A 19,402-nucleotide genomic window follows, 5' to 3' on the forward strand; every position below is an offset into this window, starting at 1 on the left:
GTATACTGTTGTCCTGTGAGCAACGCAGGATCCTGAAGGACAACTCATGCGCGAAATCAATCAGCAACGCTTGCGGTATTTTCATGAGGTGCTGACCCACGGATCGATCCGGGGCGCGGCGGACAGCATCAACACTTCCCCGTCAGTGATCACGCGTCAGATCAAACTGCTGGAAGAGGAACTGGGCACCCGGCTGTTTGAACGCCAGGCCCGTGGCGTTCAGCCCACCGAGGCTGCCGCGCACCTGCTGGAGTTCTGGCGGGGCTATCGATCGCACCAGGAAAAGCTTGAAGACCAGCTCCAGGCGATCAAAGGCCTACAATTGGGACACGTACGGGTCGTCATAAGCGAGGGCTACGTCGATACATTGGTCGACCACGTACTCGCGCCGTTCTGCAAACAGTATCCCAAGCTCGATATCAGGCTGGACATCCTGCCCGTTGACGACGTCCTCAACGAGATCGCGGAAAATCGCGCGCATATCGGCCTGGCCTACAACCCTCCTCCCCACCCTCACATCGACTATCGAGCGACGTCCCGGCAACCGGTGATGCTGCTGGTTCGCTCGGACCATCCATTGGCCTTGAAAGGGGCAATGGCAACCGTCGCCGATTTGCTCCACTGCCAACTAGTGCTGACTCCAACCACTTTCGGTATCGGTCATGCGCTGAAAATGCTCGAGTACGCCGAGAAGATAGAAATCCGTCCGGCGCTGGTCAGCAACTCATTGGCCGCCCTCAAGCGCCTTGTTGCATCCGGCGAGTTTGCCTCGCTGCTGGGCGAGGTGGCGGCCTATCGGGAAATCGCGAAAGGCAGTCTCGCGGCCGTAGCCGTCGACCATCCGCTGTTCCAGGGGGTCGAGGCGAAACTGTTGGTGAAATCCGGACGCCCGCTGGCGGCACCCGCTCAAGAACTGCTGAACTGGATGCTGCAGCGCTTGCCGATGTTCGCTTCCGGCAATCCTGATCACCCATGAGGAACGCGACGTTGATCTTCAGCGGGATTGATAATAAAGGTATTGAATTTAATCCGGCTTGCCATGCCAGCCCTCAACATATCCATAAACCCAGCCAGTTCCGGATGATCAAAATGTGCACGCATCAGACTTTCCGATTCCCAGTAACCGCTGACGATCCAGGAGTTTTTTGCCCGACGATTATCGGTAATCGCGTATCCCATACACCCTGAGTTGCTAAGGAGCGCGCGAACAATGTGAGGGAGTATCGAGCAGACTTCACCCACTCGCCCGGGTGCGGCATCGACTTCGACGGTATTAATTGCTGAAATTAACATTCTCAACCCTCCTGCATGACCGACGGGAATTACTGCCGTATTCACACTGTTCATCGGTTACCTGATCGAGGCACTCGGGGAGCTATTGTTCGCGGTATTGCTCCTGATGCCCGGCATCACGCCAATGCTCAACACGTTGCACGGCAATAGCTACAGGTGTCCAACGCCTGACCAGGGCAATACCGAAAGACCGCCGGGTTCAGGCCAGATATCCGCCGTCGACCGTCAGGCTCGCGCCAGTGACAAACGAAGCATCGTCATTGGCAAGGTACGCGGCCATTCCAGCGATCTCGTCAGCGGTGCCGAGCCGGCCCAGCGGCACCAGTTTGATCAAATGATCCAGATAAGGCGCATCGGCCGGGTTCATGTCGGTCGCCGTCGGACCGGGTTGAATGTTGTTGACGGTGATGCCGCGCGCGGCGAAATCCAGGGCCAGTCGACGCACAATTGCAGCGCCGATGCCGCGCGAGCCACCGGTGATCAAGGCAATCCTGCCGATAAAACGTTGTGAGTTGCTGTTCATTTTCTTACCTTCCACTGAGGTTCATTAGAAACGCGCGTCCACACGCCGATGGGCATTAATTCGCCGTGGCGGCTTTTTCGATCAGGCGGGCAACCGGTCCCGGGTTCGAAACCATCACGACATGGGACGCACCCTTGACGACCTCCACGGCTTTGGCCGCGGCACGCCTGGCCATGAAGTCCATGGCTTGCGGCGGGATGTTCTTGTCCTTGTCGCCATAGATGTACCAGGACGGAATGTGCTTCCAGGCGGGTGTGCCGGACGGCTCGTTGAGTGCCGCTTCCGTCAACGGGCGCTGGGTCGCGGCCATCAATGCCGCCTCTGCTGCAGGGACGTCAGCGGCGAACTGGTCGTGGAATTTGTCCTGCTGGATGTACAAGTCCTTGCCACCATCGGCCAGCGGTACAGGCGCAGCCAGTGTTGGGCCCAGTGTGCTGCCCGGGAATTTGCCAGCCAGCCCGGCGACGGTTTCTCCGGCCTCAGGTGCAAACGCACTGACGTAAACCAGCGCTTTGACGTTGGCATGATCGTTGGCCGCATCACTGATAACGTTGCCGCCATAGGAATGGCCGACCAAGACGACCGGCGAATGAATGCTCGTCAGCAATGCCGAGATTGCCGCGCCATCACTCTTTACGCCGCGCAATGGGTTGGCGGCGGCAACCACCGGGTAACCATCTTTCTCGAGAATCTTCACCACCCCATTCCAACTCGACGCATCGGCAAAGGCGCCATGGACGAGCACGATCGTGGGCTTTTCAGTTTGCGCCCAGGCGTGGGCGCCCATGCTCAGACTGACGGCGACGGACAATGCGGCCAATATTTTTTTCATTGCAAACTCCGGGTTCAAGGGGATTTATGGAGCGAATCGTGTGAACACAAAATCGTGGTTGCTCACTCGTGCCTGATGACAGGCGAAGCAGGTTTGGTGCTGGGCTTCATCGGCCGGTTTACCGTTGATAAATCGACCGAATCCCCACCCTCCGGTTGCTGCATATTTTTTCGAGTCCTTGACCATGACCTGCACGGTCGTGGCCGCACCCGGGATGGACGCCGGCTCGAATTCCGGGGACTGAACATGTTTCCAGGCAAGCTTTACCAGCACCGTGCCGTCAGGGAATGGCAGCGTTGAATCCTGATAAGCCTTGATGGCCAGATCATTGCCCAACACGGCTCGCAGCTCGTCCAAAGGTGCCGCTTCCTGCGCCGGGGCAATCATCGGCCACAAGCGATAGTTCTCAGGCAGCTTCACGCCATAGATCGGTGACGCGTCGCCATTACCGGCGTCGCCCAGGGCGACACCGGTGGCGGTCACTGCTGCGGTTGCAATGGCAGCCGACATCACTGCCAGATATTTGAGCTTCATCGTTGCCATCCTTTCAGCCGGTTCTCAAAGGTGATCGGCATCGATCACGGCCTGGGCGAAGGCTTGCGGCGCTTCTTGCGGCAAGTTGTGGCCGACACCACCGTTGATCAATCGGTACTCATACTTGCCAGTGAAACGCTTGGCGTACGCCTCGGCAGGTGGATGCGGTGCGCCGTTGGCGTCACCCTCCATGGTGATGGTTGGAACACTGATGGATGGAGAGGCCGCGAGCTTCTTCTCCAGCGCGTCGTATTTGGCCTCGCCCTTGACCAGCCCCAGGCGCCAGCGATAGTTGAAGATGGACACAGCAACGTGATCCGGATTCTGCAAAGCGGCGGCGCTGCGGTCGTAAGTGGCGTCGTCGAAATTCCACTGTGGCGAGGCCAGCTTCCAGATCAATTTGGCGAAGTCGTGGGTGTTTTTCTCGTAGCCCAGACGGCCGCGCTCTGTCGCGAAGTAGAACTGATACCACCACTGCAATTCGGCGGCGGGCGGCAACGGTGCCTTTCCGGCGTCCTGGCTGCCGATCAGGTAACCGCTCACCGCGACCAGTGCTTTGACCCGTTCAGGCCAGAGGGCCGCGACAATGTCAGCCGTGCGTGCGCCCCAGTCATAGCCACCGAGGACGGCTTGTTTGATCTGCAATGCATCCATGAAGGCGATCAGGTCGCTCGCCAACGCGGCGGGCTGACCATTGCGGATTGTCGTGGCGGAAAGAAAACGCGTATCGCCATAACCGCGCGCATAGGGAATCAGTACGCGATAACCCTTCTGCGCCAATGCCGGCGCGACGTCGGTGAAGCTGTGAATATCGTATGGCCAGCCGTGTAACAGGATCACCACAGGACCGTCAGCCGGGCCGACTTCGGCATAGGCGACATCCAGCAATCCGGCCTTGACGTGTTTCAACGGCCCGAAGGAAACGTTGCTACCCGGCGTAATCACGTCGATTTTTCCGGCTGGCACATCAGCGGCGTAGATCGGCGATGAGGCAACGCTCAGGACACCCGCTTGCAGCAATGCGATCGCCAGAATGGATCGAGCGAGCAGGCTCCGATGCGGTGATACGGCTCGGTGGTTCAACGCAGGCTTCTTCATGGTGAGTCTCCCTTGGGAACGGCAGGTTGGCGGATCCGGGTTGTCGGGTTGGGTGTCAAACGGTTTAACGGGTAGCGGTTTTTTGCGCAGCCGTGCGCAGTGGACGGAATGCCGCGCGCAATTCTTCGCTGAACAATTGAGGTTGTTCCCACGCCGCGAAGTGGCCGCCCTTGCTGACCTCGTTGAAGTAGGACAGCGATGGGTAGGCACGCTGCGACCACACTTTTGGTGCGCGGTAGATTTCGTGCGGGAACACGGTGATAGCGACGGGCACCTTGATGTCGGCGGTCTTCTGCGCTGCTGCGCTGAAGTTATTGTTGTTGTTCTCCCAGTAGAAACGGGAGGACGACGCACCACTGTCGGTCAGCCAATAAAGACTGATGTCATCAAGCATTTCATCGCGACTGAGCACGCGTTCGGGATGACCGTCACTGTCCGTCCATGCGGCAAACTTTTCGTACATCCAGGCCGCTGTGCCGGCGGGCGAGTCGGCCAGCAGGTAGCCGATGGTCTGGGGCCGGGTCACCATCATTGCGCCATAGGCGGCATTGCGCCCGAAAAAGGTGCTGAGCGAGTTGTAAGCGTTACGCTCCGGATCGGTCAGTCCGGCGGGCGCTGGATCGCCGCTGTTGATCGGCTTGACCAGTTCCGGCGGCACGGTGGCCGGCATGTTCAAGTGAATGCCCAGTAAACCGGGTGGGCCCAGGCGACCCAATGCATCAGAGATAACCGAACCGTGGTCGCCACCCTGCGACACGTAATGGGTGTATCCTAGGCGATTCATCAGCACATCCCAAGCCTTCGCTACCCGATCAGGCCCCCACCCAAGTTCGGTCGGCTTGCCGGAAAAACCATGGCCGGGAATCGATGGAATCACGACATCGAAAGAATCCTCCGCACGCCCACCGTAAGCCGTCGGGTCGGTCAGCGGGCCGATGGTATTGAGGAATTCGAACTGCGAACCTGGCCAGCCATGGGTAAGGATCAGCGGCATGGCATTGGGGTTGCGCGAGCGGACATGGATAAACTGGATGTCGACACCATCAATGGTGGTCACGAACTCCGGCAATGCGTTGAGTTTCGCCTCGGCCTTGCGCCAGTCATAACCGTTGCCCCAGTACTTCACCAACTCCTTGACCTGAGCCAACTGCACACCCTGAGATACGTCGTTGACCGTTTCCTTGTCGGGCCAGCGGGTGTCCGCGATGCGTTTGCGCAGGTCAACCAATTGCGCTTCATCGACATGAATCCGGTACGGACGAATGGCTTGCGACTGATCCGATACAACGTCGGCAGCCGTGCTGGCCGCCCATGCGACACAGCTGGCCGCCAGCGCCGCGAAACCGAACACGCCGGCCCTGACGTGATGGCGCCATGTAAAAGCGGACAAAACCATACGCATGATGAATCTCCTTTTAGGTGGGTACCCAATACCCGTGGGGACGGGGTAGCCTTCACGGTCCTGGGCACTGGTCTGAGCCATGTCACCTGCGACTGTGCAGCTGACATAAACGGATCAAATCATCCGGATGCCTGGCGGGCGATTACACGATGGTGTCGGTCGATACTTAGGTATGAGGTGCCTGGCAGTCGGAATGAGCGCGGCCCTCTGCAGTCGGCACGAATTGCCCGGAAAAAAAGCTCGACGGCACCGCTGCGGATAGCCAGCATTGAAGCCCCTTCGAACAACAACACGGCTCGAGGAACACGGATGCGCGGGGAAACAATGCTCAAGGAAGCGGATGACAGTGCAATGGCCTCTTCCCAGTGGCGGGTCATCGGCCTGTGCATGCTCTTCAACGTGATCGACGGCATGGATGTCATGGCCATGGCATTTACCGGAAGCAGCGTATCGGCAGAGTGGGGATTGAGCGGCGCACAACTCGGCATGCTGCTGAGTGCGAGCCTGGTCGGCATGGCAGTCGGTTCTTTGCTTGCCGGACCCCGGGCGGATCATTACGGACGTCGGCCGCTATTACTGGCGGGGCTTTCGCTGAGTGGCTTGAGCATGCTGCTGTCCTTCTGGAGCCCGAACCCATATCTGCTGATGGTCTTGCGCTTACTGACAGGCATCGGCACCGGAGCGGTTCTCGTGGCCGCGAATGTGCTGACTTACGAAAGTGCCAGTGAGCATCGGCGCAACTTGGCCATCGCCTTGCAATCGATGGCCTTTGCATTGGGCGCAAGCCTGGGCGGCGTGCTGGCCCATGCACTCAATACAAGCGAGGGCTGGCGCTATGTGTTTCTCGTTGGTGGTCTGATTACGCTTGCGGCTGCCGTGGCGGGCGCATTTTTCGTGCGCGAGTCGGCACCCTTTCTGGCACTCGATCAGCAGCGTCATCATTCAGGGTCGATCCATCCGGCCGCAGCACCATCGACGCCACAATCGAAGTATCGAGCATTGTTCACTGCTGGGCAGTGGCAGCACACCACGTCGCTGGCGCTGGCACTGTTGCTGCTCATGGCCTGCTTTTACTTTGTGATGAGCTGGACGCCGACACTCGTGACCCTTAACGGCTTTTCTGAAAAAGAAGGCGCAGTCAGTGGCGTGTTGCTCTGTGTCGGCGGCATGTCAGGGGCGCTGCTGATGGGGCTGGCAGCCAATCGTTTCGGCAGCCGGCAATTGCTGCTGGGCTTCCTGTTGCTCAATACCGTGTTGATGACCCTGATGGTGCCTGCCGCCGGTGTATCGGGTCTGAGCGTTCCCGCTTGCGTCACCACTGGCCTGTTGCTCAATGGCGCCATCGCGGCGCTCTTCACCCTGGCGCCCCAGGCATTTGACACTGCCATCCGCACGACTGGAGTCGGCGTGGTGCTGGCAACCGGGCGGCTGGGCGCGATTATCTCGCCTGTCGTCGCCGGGGTGCTCCTTGACGCCCGGTGGACCGCGCAAGACCTGTTCATGTTTTTTGCGGGTAGCCAGATAGTGGCGGCCCTTTTGGTCTGGTGTAGCTGCAGAGGCACCAAAGCATGCAGCTGATTGTGAGGATGGCTGAGCTTTACCAGTTCATGACGATATCTCCCGCGTTGTCAGATAGATGAGACGGCGTTTGCTGTCTCGCCAATGAAGCATGTCCCCTACCCGTGCGACCTCGGCAAACCATGATCTGTCTGAGGATGGATGGATGGATGGATTCGAACCAAAGCGGGAACGGGTGCGTCACGTCGAGTTCATTCAATCGTCGAGCGACGATGAAACCTGGGGCAATGCTGCCCGGGACGTGTATCCATGGAATGTCGAAAACGGCAATGTTTGCATGCTGATGTAACCGGGACTGCCGGAGATACAGTCGCTTACAACAGCCCTTTCCGATCGTCTGCAGGAGAGGCCGTGCGTTGCGTCGCAGTGCAATGGCGCGGATATTCGGCAAAAGCGACACCAAAGTATGATGGGCGAGCGCCAGCACAAAGGCGCATCTTAGTTCAACGGCGACAGCACAATGAGAATCGGTATGGCGAATGACCTCATGCGCGTCATGGACGCGCTGCCGGGTGTGGTATTTACCGCACGGCCTGATGGTTGTGTCGATTACGTCAATCTGCAATGGCACGCCTATACAGGGCGCGATGCCAGTGATGCGATGGGGGCCGACTGGCAGTCGGCAATACACCCCGATGATCGCGCGAACCTGCTGGAACGCTTGCAAGCTATTGCGGGCAACGATGCACCTCAGCCGATTCACGCCCGTCTATTACGCTTCGACGGCACCTACCGCCGCTTTGCCTGGCGCTTTTCGTCACTGGACGATCATCCCGACAGTCCGCGCAAGTGGTGTGCACTTGGCACGGATATCGAGGCCAGCCAAGCCCCGGACACCCGCGATGCGGCCAACCTGTTCGACGTCAACTCGATCATCGACAGCATTCCGGCCATGGTTGCGTTCATGAAACCGTGCGGGGAGCTGGAACGGGTCAATCGCCAGATCGAGGATTACATCGGCTCCCCCCTCGAAGTCCTGAAAAACTGGGCCGCCGGCGATACCGTGCACCCGGATGATCTGCCATCGGTCATCGCCGCCTGGATGCATTCGGTCACCACTGGTGAACCGTACATGATCGAGCACCGCATTCGCCGTTTCGACGGTGTTTATCACTGGTTCCATGTGCGAGGCCTGCCGCTCAAGGACACTGAAGGCAACATCACCCGCTGGTGCGTGTTGCAGGTCGATATTGACGAACGCCGGCATGACAAGGCACTAATCGCCAGGGCCTTCGCGGAGGTCAGCGCCTCAGAGGATCGCCTGCGCAATATCATCGATGCCGTTCCCGGGTTTGTCTGGAGCGCTTCGCCTGAAGGCAGCGTGGGTTTCGTCAATCAACGCTGGTGTGATTACACCGGCATGTCTCTCAGCGAAGCGTGCGGCAGCGGCTGGACGGCCTCAATCCATCCCGACGATGCGGGTGCCTTGGAGGTCTATTGGCGAGGGCTTCTGCAATCGGGTGACGCCGGTGAACACGAGGCTCGCCTGCGACGCTTCGACGGTACCTACCGCTGGTTCCTGATCCGGGCCGTGCCACAGCGGGACGAAGCTGGCCGAGTGCTGCGCTGGTATGGCGAGAACACCGACATCGAGGACCGCAAACGGGCGGAGCTGTTGCTCGATGGCGAAAAACGCCTGCTTGGCTTGATGGCCGGAGGCTCGTCCTTGCCCGTGATCCTGCAGACACTTTGCGAACGGGTAGAAGTCTTTCTCGATCGATGCGTAGCCAGTGTGATGCTGGTCGATCTGAAGCGCTCCGAAGGTGCACAGGAGCCAGCGCTGCGACTGCATCAGGGCGCGCCGACAAACATGCCAGCCGACTTGCTGCCGGGTGCGGACGACAAGCCGCTTCGCGCCGAGCGCTGCCCTATCGTCATGGCGGCCACCTTCAACACGCCGATCATCTCCAATAACCTGTCTCACGAATCGCGTTGGAATGGCTGGTGCACGACGGCCCTCTCCCACGGTTTCCGGGGACACTGTTCAATGCCGATTACCTCTAACAGCGGCGGGATCACCGGCGTTCTTTCGGTATTGCTCCGGGAACCTGAAGCGCTTTCGCCGGAGCAGCAGAATCTCATCGCGCAGTTCACTCATCTGGCCAGTATCGCCATTGATCGTGTGCGCGCCGAAGCTGCACTCAAGCAAAGTGAGGCCTTTCTTGCCAAAGCCCAACGTCTGAGCGCCACAGGTACGTTTTCCTGGCGAGTCAGCACCGACGAGATCACCTGGTCCGATGAGGTCTACCGTATCCTCGAACTGGATTCGGCAACCACGCCGGGCTTCGACGCCATTTACCGGCGAATTCATCCGGACGACATATCGAGCCATCGGGAAATGATCAGACGCCAACGCCGCAGGGGACGTGACTTCGAGCATGAGCATCGACTGCTGATGCCCGATGGCACGGTCAAATATGTGCGTCTGGTTGCGCACTCGATCAAGGAGCCGAAAGAAGGACTGGAATACATTGCCGCGCTGCAGGACATCACTCAATGTCGGCTTGCCGAGGAAGTACTGAGCAAGGCCCGCTCCGAGTTGACGCATCTGGCCAGGTTAGCGAGCCTCGGCGCGGTCACCGCGTCGATCGCCCACGAGGTCAACCAACCTCTTGCCGGGATCATCACCAACGCCAGTACTTGCCTGCGCATGCTCGGGGCAGATCCACCGAACGTCGATGGTGCCCGGGAAACCGCGCGGCGCACCATTCGCGATGGCAATCGCGCCGCCGATGTGATCAACCGATTGCGTGCGTTGTTCTCGAAAAAAAGCATCACCATCGAAAACGTGGACCTTAACGACGCGGCCCGGGAAGTCATCGCCTTGCTGCTGGGTGAACTACAACGCAGCCGCGTCGTGCTCAATCCGCAATTTGCCGATGCACTGCCGCTGGTCAAGGGTGACAGGGTGCAACTTCAACAGGTAATCCTCAACCTGATCATGAATGCAGCAGAGGCCATGAGCACCCTCACCGGTCGCTCGCGGCAGATGATTGTCAGCACCGGTCTGAACGAGGATCACAGTGTATTTCTTGCGGTGAAGGACAGCGGAAACGGTGTTGATCCACAGGACATGGAGCGTATTTTCAACGCTTTCTACACCACCAAAAGTGCGGGGATGGGGGTTGGCCTGTCCATCAGCCGCTCCATTATCGAGCGCCACGATGGCAACCTTTGGGCCTGTGCCAATGACGGGCCGGGGGCAACCTTCCAGTTTTCGATCCCGCATCGGGCCGAATACGTCGCAGCAGATAGCGAACCCACCGTCCAGCCGGACGCCAATGACATCTGCAATCAAGCTATGGAGGGCAACTGATGGGCATGCCTCTACTCGTTTCAGTCGTCGACGACGACGAGTCGGTTCGTGAGTCGTTGCCTGACCTGATCAAGGAGTTCGGCTTCGCGGTCCAGGCGTTCGCTTCGGCGCAGGAATACCTGGCGTCCGACTATCTCGACCGCACGCACTGCCTGATTCTGGACGTGGCCATGCCGGGAATGTCGGGGCCGGACCTGCTTAAAGAACTGTTGCGTCGCGGGTACCGCATTCCGGTCATTTTCATCACCGCTCTGGGAGACGCCAGCGAACGAGCGCAGCTTCGGCACTGTGACGCGGTGGAATGCCTGATCAAGCCTTTCAGCGAGGCGCAATTGCTCAAGGCATTGAGCGCCGCGCTGCCACTTGATTGAACCAGCAGACGAATACACAAGGAGCTGACATCTTGCACCCGAAAAACGCCTTGGCCCCTGGATACGGAGCATTACCGATGCGTGATGACATGCCCGTCGTATTCGTCGTAGATGACGATATCTCTGTGCGGGAATCGCTGGAGCTGTTGATTCGCTTCGCGGGGTGGCAGCCAATACTTTTCGAGTCGGCTCAGGATTTTCTCAACGCGCCTCGGCCGTTTGTACCCAGTTGCCTGGTGCTGGACATCAATCTGCCTGACCTCAACGGCCTGGATCTGCAAGCCTCCATCGCCGGCGACAGGCGCAACATGCCCATCATATTCATTACTGGCTATGGTGATATCCCGTTAACGGTCAGGGCCTTGAAAGCCGGCGCGGTGGAGTTTCTGACCAAGCCATTCAACGACGATGTGTTGCTCAAGGCCATGGCCGATGCGCTTCAAAGCAGCCATGCTGCACTCGACGGGGAAAAAAACCTGCGCACATTGTTGGAGGCCTACCGAACCTTGACACCCCGCGAACAGGAAATCATGGCATCGGTGGTCAGCGGACGAATGAACAAAATCATTGCCGCCGACCTCAACATCAGCGAGATCACGGTCAAGGCTCATCGAGGTAAAGTCATGCGCAAAATGAAAGCCCGCTCGCTGGCCGACCTGGTAAAAATGGCCGCACTGCTTACCCCCGTGACTTGAGATTGCCGCACGCCAAGCAAGCGATTCGCTCCAGGCAACCTCATCAAGACGGCTGTGTATGGCCCTGGGCTTTCTGCCATAGTGCTTCCAGTCGGCGCACATCAAGTGTGTCGAAGCCTTCCGATACCCTCTCACGGCATGTCTTGAGCAACTCCAGCGCCTGCAGTCGACTACCCTGTTCCAGCCATGACCTGGCCAGGTCCATCGACGCCCTTAACTCCCAGGCCCAGGCACCCTGCTCCCTACTCAAGGTTCGCGACTCTTCGAGCATGACCGATGCGGCGTGCTCGTCATCGCCGTTTATAGCGTTGATAAGGCTGGCCTTGATTCGCAGCAGTTCGGGCAGCGCAAAAGCATCACCGCTGACGCGGCAATGACTGATCGTACTGTCAACCAATACCATGCCCTTTTCATATTGGTGATTCAGAATCAAACCTTCGGCCAGCGAGATTTCGAATGAGGTCGTGAGCAGTTCGTAGCGCATGCCGTGCAGCTGCGCCAGACTTTCTTCAAGCAGTGCGACAGAATTGCCGGGCTGCCCGGCGCGTATGGCAATCGCCGCACGGAAGCCATGGGCAGCGGCAATGTAGGGACCGAGTGCGTTCGATTCGGCGATCATGGCGAAGCGTTCAAGACTCACCGCCGCCTTCTGCAAATCTCCCGTCCAGATGTAAATGCACAGGATCCAGACCATCGCAATGCAGTATGTGACCGAATGCTGCAGCGCAGATGCCTCGGCCTCTATCTGCTCTGCCCAGCGTCGGGCCTGGTCAGGGAAACCCTGCAACCAGAGGGTGCGAGCCAACGCCAATCCGGTCCGGTTACGATGATCGAAACCGTAGTAGATCGTACCGCTGCGTTTTGACGGCAAGCTGTTACGCAATGAACTTTCCAGTTGCTGACGAGCAAGCGGCTGGTTGCCAAGCAGATGGTGGGAAATACCGGCAAGCGAAGTGGCAATCGCAATCGCTTCGGGCTTGCTCAATATGTTGCCCACCTCGCTGGCCTGTTCGGCCCATGCCAGTGAGGAAGCGAAGTCGCCGATGCGCTCATAGAAAATTTGTAGCCGTCCGAGCAGCCTGAGTTGCGACCAGTAATCCGACAACGCGATGGCGATGTCGAGCGCCCTGAGCAGAGCCTTCTGCGCCGCCTCGCTATTGCCACGGGTGAACATCAGCACCAACCCGAGTGCGGCTTGCAATTCCATTTCGGTAGGCGTGCCGAAGTAACCCAGCTCCAGTAACTCCGCCGCCCGCGTGCACCAGGTCCGGCACTCGACCAACAAAGAAAAATGCAGAAACAACGGGGCGCTGGCCGCTGCCAGTGGTAACGCGAGCCCTGGATCACCCTGCGGCCCAAAGCTCCACTCCAGCGAACTTCTGACGTTGCCCAACTGACTGGCAAGGCGCGCCGAGTTTTCGAAAATCTCCTTGGGCGAGGTGCCCAGGCGCCCCAGCAGATCCATATAGAAAGCCGCATGCCTGAACGCCAGAGCGTTGACCTCGACATCGCCTCTGGCGGCCAGCTTCTCCCGGGTGTAGGCGCGGGTCATCTCCAACAGCCGGTAGGTCCACCTCAAGTCGCTGTGATCAATTGTGACCAGGCCTTTGCAGACCAACTCATCGAGGATGGCCGCTGCAGCGGCAGTGTCGATCTGTGCATCGGCGATGACTTGGGACGCCGCCTCCTGAGAAAACGGTCCGACGAAAACCGAAAGCCGCTCCAGCGCCAGACGCTCCAGCGGCGACAGCAGGTCGTAGCTCCAATCGAGCATCGCGCGCAGGGTTTGATGCCGTGGCAAGGCCGTCCTGCGTCCTGACCAGCCCAGGGAAAAACGTTCGCCCAGCAATGCGTGCGTGGATTTCAGTCCATGGCTGGCAGCGCGCATTGCCGCCAGCTCGATCGGCAGCGCCATGCCCTCCAGACGCTGGCATATGTCGGCAATCAACTGCGCATCATCATCGTCAAGCACCAGCGCTGTGTTACCCGATGATGCACGCTCGACAAACAGTCTGATTGCAGCAAATCCCAGCAACTCATCGATAGAAAGGTGCTTAGGATCGCGGGGGAATTCGAGTGGATTGAGCCAGTGAACGTATTCGCCACGGGCCCGCAGCGGTTCGCGACTGGTGGCCAGAACCCCGACATTCGGGGCCGCGTCGCTGATTTGTTCAACGATCGCTGAAACCGCATCGATCAGGTGTTCGCAGTTGTCGATGACCAGCAACAGCCTTTGCGTGCGCAAGTGCGCGAGCAGTACAAACATGGAATCTTCGGCCTGAACCGGGATTTCCAGTGACCTGGCCAGCGCCGACAGCACAAGCGATTGATCTTCGACCTGAGCCAGATCGACGAAACGGGCAGTCTGGTAACCCTGTGCGCAAATGCGGTGCGCCACCTCGATGGCAAGGCTGGTCTTGCCAACGCCACCGGGGCCGACGATGGTAAACAGTTTGGGCTGCAGCATGTGATCGACAACTAATTGAAGATCGGTTTCGCGTCCGAACAGCTTCGCACGCGGTGGTAAATTGCATTGGGTCTCCACACGCTCGCTGTCGGCAGCTTCTGCATTGAGTACGGGTGGTTGGCCCGCGAGGTGTTGTTTTTCCAGCGGTGCCACAAACGCATATCCAACACCGACCTGAGTGGCGATGTAGCGCGCGTGCTCGTCACCATCACCGAGAATCCGCCGCAGGGCCGTCATGTGAAAGCGCAGACTGCCTTCTTCGACGATGATATCGGGCCATACCTGCTTGATCAGGTCGCTCTTGGTCAGCACCCTGCCCGGTCGCACCAGCAAGGCGATCAATAAATCCAGTGCTCGCCCACCGATCTCGACTGGCGCTCCATTTTTTTCAAGCAACCTTTTCGCGGGCACGACGCGGAATGGGCCGAAAACATAATGGGTGGTGTTTGATTCACGCGATTCGGCTGGAAAGGACTCCACGAGGATCGTTCTCTCAAAATGGGCGTTCGCCGGTTGGAAGCCGTTCGTGTAGGCCTCGAAATCATAGGTATATTGCACGATCTCTCAAATCAGATCATTCCACCAAACGTTTGATATTCAGCATTTCGCCGATGAGCGCATGGCAGGGTGGCGAAAGTGAGTGTAGAAGCCAGCAGATGCAATGTTGGTACTTCGCAATAAAGATGCCCAGATGTCCTGCTGACCGTCAGCTTCGGGTCGATTACACCCCTTCGCAACCAGCAGCAATCGGCCAAAAGCGGACCCTTCGTTTCGTTCTGCTATCGACCACCGCTGCGACTCGAAGGCAGGCAGCTGTGAAGGGTGAGGGTTATTTCAGCCAACCATCAACCGTATATCTCTCATCTTGTTGCCGCTGACCGAAAGTTGACCTGAGTTCCCATCGAAGAATTCACTTTCTGATCATAGGACGTTGTTGTCTCTTCATCATCTTGATGAGCTTTTCCGTAGCCTTGTCGAGTGCCTTTTCTTTGCCCAGCGATAACAGCAAAACAGGGTACTGGCTTCGCCCACGATTTACCATTAGGCGCCCGAGAAACGCAGCGGCCCTGAGATTGTCTTTGAACTCCTGTCTTAGGCAACGCCTTAATCCCGATGTCAAAAGGTCAGCCAACTGAATTCCAAAATCGGTTTTTGAGTCAACGAACTGGAGGTCTTCCCTGATCAGTTTCTTAATGTCCAAAACGTTGCTCATATTGACATCAATGTTGTAGTGATCCTTGAGGTAGGTAGGTTTCTCCGCCTCTGAAAAATCGTACCTTGCCATGTGGCTGTAATCGAAGCCTTCGACAATTGGCAGCGGGTCAGTGATGGACATGCTTTGTAGATAGGGTGGGCTAAGGTTTTCGAACACGTCTTCGAATTCAGTTTTTCTTTCCGGTTCTTTCTGATCCACCCTCCATACGAACGACCCAAGAGATTCTGGGGCGTATTGGGCGTAGTAAGTCATGGTTTGCTTAACCACATAATGCATCAGCTTGATTTGACAAGTGAATTGGATGTAGAGCTGGTCCGAGAGTCTGAGCACCTGATTAGAGATGTTCTGGACATCGTCTCGTAAGGATTGGTGAACCAGCTTATCTATGTGCTCTACAAGCCTTTGGGCGGCCGTTCCCTTGTGAGCACCTACAGCTTCTGGCGTGTTGAGGTGGGCATCCGTGGCCATTGCATATAGCGTGCAATTCAACTCAGCGAGCCGGTTCAAAAGGCGAAAGTAGCTCATCTCATCGCCAACCTTGCCAAGCTTCAACTCGTCGTCCGGTGAAACTCCGTTCTCTACTTTGAATTGTTGAAGAACGCTTTCGGCCGCGCCCATCGCCTCTTCCAAAATAACGACCGCACCCAGGGCGCTCCAAGCATTGTGGTTAGGCGTGTAGGTAAATGTTCCTGACTCATCGATAAAAATACGCATGCTATCCCCATCCCTGTGGCCGGGCAGACCGAAAAGTACGCGCTGGGGAGCTTCGGGTGCTCCACCTTCTACCGTTGAAGAGGTGGCATAAACGTTAGTCCAAAATTTGAATTGGACGAATCCTGTACTGAAATTGCAGGTACGTGCGTTAGCAGCTGACCTGTGGAACAGTTGTTGGATTCGCTGGTAGAAAAGTTTCCAAAATCAATGACGGTAGGGTCTATCTTGTTCTTTTGACACGCTACATCGGAAGGTAGGGAATCCATGTCTGATTTTTTTCAAGAAACGCCTGCCGCCCTCAAATGGGCAGAAGAGGCTGAGCAGCGACACCAAGCGGGGAAATTCGGCGAAGTTGTGCGCGCGGTGATCTGGACGGATGCGCGTGGTTCAGATGGCCAACTATTAGTTGCTGTCGATCCAGACAGATTGGTTGCCAAGATAAACAGCGATCCTTTCACCCTTCTTGAGAATCACGATCCCGGACGTCCAAAGGGACAACTGCTGGAAAGTGCATCGTTTGAAAGTCCTGACGGTCGAAAATTTGTTGCCGCAGTCCTGGGGTATTACGCAGGTGGAGACGTTCTGAGTTTTCTTGGCTTGGGCATAGATGTTGACGCATCCGTTCCGCCACCTCAGCAGCTTCCAAGATTGTTGGATGATGTGTGGATCGAGATCGCGACGGATGAAAGGGAGGTGGATGAAGATTGGTTGGATCAGGTTACGAATGACTCACCCGTTAGAATCGAGCGTTCTGAGCTGTCGCACAACGCCGCAGATTCTTTACAAGAACTGATTAGAGTCGGCCTCCCCTACGTCCTCCTTGTTTGGAACCCCTTCGTGACTGCGATAGCTACTGAGGCGGGTAAGGCTTCCTATGCGGGAATACATGCGTGGTTTCGGAAATTGCTTAGTCGAGTGGCCGACAGACGTAACCCTATACTCGATTTTCATTCATATCAGGACGGCTGTCAGATCTCATTTCTGTTCAGAGGTAAGGATGAGAAAAAGCTTCATGAAGCCATGGACGCATTGGCTGGTGCGGCGGCTCAGGCAGCTCGGTTAATTTCGAGGCTGAAGGCCCAAGGAAAGATAAGCCGGCAAATGGTCTATGAATTCGAGAAAGAAGCGCTTCTATGGGCACCGTCGTTTGTTTTACTGAATGATGATCGGATCATCACTGATAATCTCGCACTTATTGCGATCGAAAATCTTCCCAAGGGGTTGAGCCTCGGTCTGTCTCGAAGCAATTCACTGTGAAATAGAGTCGAAAATGCACAAGGTAGGGGGATTGCCTATAGCCTAAGTATTTCTTGGGCTGTAGCTTTTTCTCTGGGTCAAGATCATCACAGTAATTCACCCTCTCGATCTGATCTGATTGAGAAAATACGAAAAAACCGTGTTTTTCTAGGTTTCAAGTGTAGGCCTCACACACCAGTTGCTGATCGGCTGCTATGGGTCGATTTCTGCCCATCGTGACAGGCAGAAATCGGCCAAAAGCCGACGGTGAATGTACTGTGTACGCGTGGCGGTGCGTCGGGAGATCGTCGTCTGAACCTTATTCCCACCAATAAAGGAAAAATCGCAATGGCTTTGACTTCCGTTGCACCTTATACCTTCAATCCTAACGAACTATTAACTCTAGGAATTGCTGCCTATGCAGCCGTGGTTTCCACTTTCGTTCTAGGTTGGGACGCATACAAGTGGCTGGCTTCTGGAGCGAAAATCGATTTAACCGCGTCCGCTGGAATGAAGATCATTGGTGGTCCAAATACAGATTTAAAAACCTACATCTCCATAACAGCATGGAATGTCGGAGACCAACCTACCACCATCACAAATTTGGGAGGTATGTACTTTGAAACTTGGTGGCTGGCATACGTAATTCGGCGGAAACCCTCCGAGACTTTCATCATCAATCAACCATCGCAATCCCAACGCATCCCATATCGCTTTGAGGTCGGAGATCAATGGATCGGCTTAGCCGATCAGACTGATGACATCGTGACGAAGGCGAGGGACGGATATCTGTTTTTTATCCTCTACACAGCTAAAGGTGGGCGTGGTCATAGAGTTCGCGCGAAAGTTCGAGATAGGAAAACTGCTGAATGATCGATTCGGATTTTACGTACAGCACGAAAAAACCGTTTTCACCTGTCAATGATCAGGCTGTTTTTGCAGACTGGCTTTGTCAACAGAGTCGACCGGCTTCTCCCGATCACAACGGGCTGTACTCGGCCAGAGTGGATGTTCAACTACGTCCGCTTACGACTTTAGATTCAACGGGTCTACAAAAGACGACCAATCGTAACCAATGCACAATAAGTTCCAAGCTGTATTAGGTATTGCATTGTCTGCCATGCTCCAATCTTCCATGTGCAGACACCTAGTAGGGCGGGCTCGACCCAAACGCGGAGTGTTCGACAGTTATCTCTAAAATTCGCAGATTCATAGCCGTGCCACCACCCCACCTAATGGAGTCGCTATGCCATATTTTCCAGACCCAGACGTGCGTCAAGACGTAAAGATCTTCCGCTACATGGACTTGTCCAAGTTCCTATCGTTAATCCATCAAAAATATCTGTTCTTTGCAAAAGCGAGTTCTTACGAGGACAGCCTGGAGGGTATGCCCACCGATCTCGACAGTTTCATGGGCGCTGGGATGGCGGAAATGCTCGACCACGTTATCAATGGCATCTGGCCGGATGTTGTCCCGAATAGAGATAAAGATCAGGCTGCGCTGGAAAAGCAAGCCGCTATGGTGGTTGCTAAAGTACAGTTTGAAGACCGCGCGGTGAGTACGATCCTTGGGCCTGTGCGCGCGGAGGATTATCCGAGTCATTCGGCCATCTTTGCGGCTGTGTCAAACTGGGTGGATGTCAGTTGCTGGCATACGGACGTGAGCAACGTCGAAAGTATGGCTATGTGGAAGATCTATGGGGCGGGTACCGCTGCCGTCTGTATTGAATCAACTCTTCAGGCAGTGATCGGAGCCATGACGCTACCCGACAATGTGGCTATGCACGCAGGTGTCGTCAGCTATTTGGATTACCAAAACGACTACGTGGGCCCTGATGATCCGCTGAGTATCTATTTTCAGAAAAGCCGGTTCTATGACTTTGAAAAGGAACTCAGAATTGTTATGCATCCCTCTATCCATATGGACCCCCGCACCCCGCGCGCTGAGCCGGGCCGCAAGATAGCGGTAGACCCCAAGAAACTGATCATATCAATACTTGTTTCCCCGGCGTCCAGTGAGTGGTTTCATGAACTGATCGAGTTGGTCCTAAAAGAGGCGGGGTTTGATATCGGGGTCACGAAATCAAAAATTCCGATCCGGAGAAGCTAGCTCACCTAAGCTCGGAT

Annotated in this window: 17 protein-coding genes; 9 read left to right on the forward strand and 8 right to left on the reverse strand. The window is 56.6% G+C overall.

Annotation, left to right across the window (positions count from 1 at the left end; translation table 11 throughout):
- Positions 1–46 precede the first annotated feature (46 nt).
- Positions 47–976: a LysR family transcriptional regulator gene (locus ACA052_RS14385; RefSeq protein ID WP_497645471.1), complete on the forward strand. Its 930-nt coding sequence runs from the start codon at positions 47–49 to the stop codon at positions 974–976.
- Here ACA052_RS14385 and ACA052_RS14390 read toward each other — a convergent pair.
- The 6 genes from ACA052_RS14390 to ACA052_RS14415 form a co-directional block, all read right to left on the reverse strand.
- Positions 967–1,293 (reverse strand): antibiotic biosynthesis monooxygenase family protein, encoded by a 327-nt coding sequence (locus ACA052_RS14390; protein WP_497645472.1) that lies wholly within the window; start codon positions 1,291–1,293, stop codon positions 967–969. The genes ACA052_RS14385 and ACA052_RS14390 overlap by 10 nt on opposite strands.
- Before the next feature lie 199 nt (positions 1,294–1,492).
- Complete coding sequence (locus tag ACA052_RS14395) at positions 1,493–1,816, reverse strand: SDR family oxidoreductase (protein WP_497645473.1); 324 nt, start codon at positions 1,814–1,816, stop codon at positions 1,493–1,495.
- A 55-nt stretch (positions 1,817–1,871) separates the two neighbouring features.
- Entirely contained in the window at positions 1,872–2,648 is a 777-nt protein-coding gene (locus ACA052_RS14400) for an alpha/beta fold hydrolase (RefSeq protein WP_497645474.1), read from the reverse strand.
- A 24-nt stretch (positions 2,649–2,672) separates the two neighbouring features.
- Positions 2,673–3,182: a cytochrome P460 family protein gene (locus ACA052_RS14405; protein WP_497645475.1), complete on the reverse strand. Its 510-nt coding sequence runs from the start codon at positions 3,180–3,182 to the stop codon at positions 2,673–2,675.
- 24 nt (positions 3,183–3,206) lie between these two features.
- The gene (locus ACA052_RS14410; RefSeq protein ID WP_497645476.1) at positions 3,207–4,280 is read right to left on the reverse strand and encodes an alpha/beta fold hydrolase; all 1,074 of its coding nucleotides are present in this window, start codon (positions 4,278–4,280) and stop codon (positions 3,207–3,209) included.
- Between the two features lie 64 nt (positions 4,281–4,344).
- Positions 4,345–5,676: an epoxide hydrolase family protein gene (locus ACA052_RS14415; RefSeq protein ID WP_497650326.1), complete on the reverse strand. Its 1,332-nt coding sequence runs from the start codon at positions 5,674–5,676 to the stop codon at positions 4,345–4,347.
- A gap of 315 nt (positions 5,677–5,991) precedes the next feature.
- On the opposite strand from ACA052_RS14415, the gene ACA052_RS14420 reads away from it, so the two are divergent.
- The 5 genes from ACA052_RS14420 (at position 5,992) to ACA052_RS14440 (ending at position 11,642) form a co-directional block, all read left to right on the forward strand.
- Complete coding sequence (locus tag ACA052_RS14420) at positions 5,992–7,260, forward strand: MFS transporter (protein WP_497645477.1); 1,269 nt, start codon at positions 5,992–5,994, stop codon at positions 7,258–7,260.
- A gap of 145 nt (positions 7,261–7,405) precedes the next feature.
- Positions 7,406–7,549: a hypothetical protein gene (locus tag ACA052_RS14425; protein WP_497645478.1), complete on the forward strand. Its 144-nt coding sequence runs from the start codon at positions 7,406–7,408 to the stop codon at positions 7,547–7,549.
- Positions 7,550–7,732: 183 nt separating this feature from the next.
- Complete coding sequence (locus ACA052_RS14430) at positions 7,733–10,576, forward strand: PAS domain-containing protein (RefSeq protein WP_497645479.1); 2,844 nt, start codon at positions 7,733–7,735, stop codon at positions 10,574–10,576.
- Complete coding sequence (locus ACA052_RS14435; RefSeq protein WP_497645480.1) at positions 10,576–10,947, forward strand: response regulator; 372 nt, start codon at positions 10,576–10,578, stop codon at positions 10,945–10,947. Before ACA052_RS14430 ends, ACA052_RS14435 begins: the two co-directional genes overlap by 1 nt.
- A 77-nt stretch (positions 10,948–11,024) precedes the next feature.
- Positions 11,025–11,642 carry a response regulator transcription factor gene (locus tag ACA052_RS14440; protein ID WP_497645481.1) on the forward strand — a complete coding sequence of 206 codons (618 nt, stop codon included), beginning with the start codon at positions 11,025–11,027 and terminating at the stop codon, positions 11,640–11,642.
- 43 nt (positions 11,643–11,685) lie between these two features.
- Here ACA052_RS14440 and ACA052_RS14445 read toward each other — a convergent pair whose 3' ends face one another.
- Together ACA052_RS14445 and ACA052_RS14450 are read right to left on the reverse strand one after the other, a co-directional pair.
- The gene (locus tag ACA052_RS14445; RefSeq protein WP_497645482.1) at positions 11,686–14,589 is read right to left on the reverse strand and encodes an ATP-binding protein; all 2,904 of its coding nucleotides are present in this window, start codon (positions 14,587–14,589) and stop codon (positions 11,686–11,688) included.
- Between the two features lie 430 nt (positions 14,590–15,019).
- Entirely contained in the window at positions 15,020–16,039 is a 1,020-nt protein-coding gene (locus tag ACA052_RS14450) for a DUF3800 domain-containing protein (RefSeq protein WP_497645483.1), read from the reverse strand.
- 264 nt (positions 16,040–16,303) lie between these two features.
- Between ACA052_RS14450 and ACA052_RS14455 the strand changes: the two genes are divergently transcribed.
- From ACA052_RS14455 to ACA052_RS14465, 3 genes are all read left to right on the forward strand, one after another.
- The gene (locus ACA052_RS14455) at positions 16,304–17,296 is read left to right on the forward strand and encodes a hypothetical protein (RefSeq protein ID WP_497645484.1); all 993 of its coding nucleotides are present in this window, start codon (positions 16,304–16,306) and stop codon (positions 17,294–17,296) included.
- 327 nt (positions 17,297–17,623) lie between these two features.
- On the forward strand, positions 17,624–18,148 hold the full coding sequence (locus ACA052_RS14460) for a hypothetical protein (RefSeq protein WP_497645485.1): 525 nt from the start codon (positions 17,624–17,626) through the stop codon (positions 18,146–18,148).
- A 373-nt stretch (positions 18,149–18,521) separates the two neighbouring features.
- Positions 18,522–19,385 carry a hypothetical protein gene (locus ACA052_RS14465; RefSeq protein WP_497645486.1) on the forward strand — a complete coding sequence of 288 codons (864 nt, stop codon included), beginning with the start codon at positions 18,522–18,524 and terminating at the stop codon, positions 19,383–19,385.
- The last annotated feature ends 17 nt before the right edge of the window (positions 19,386–19,402 follow it).

It is taken from the genome of Pseudomonas sp. LBUM1644 (assembly GCF_059716195.1).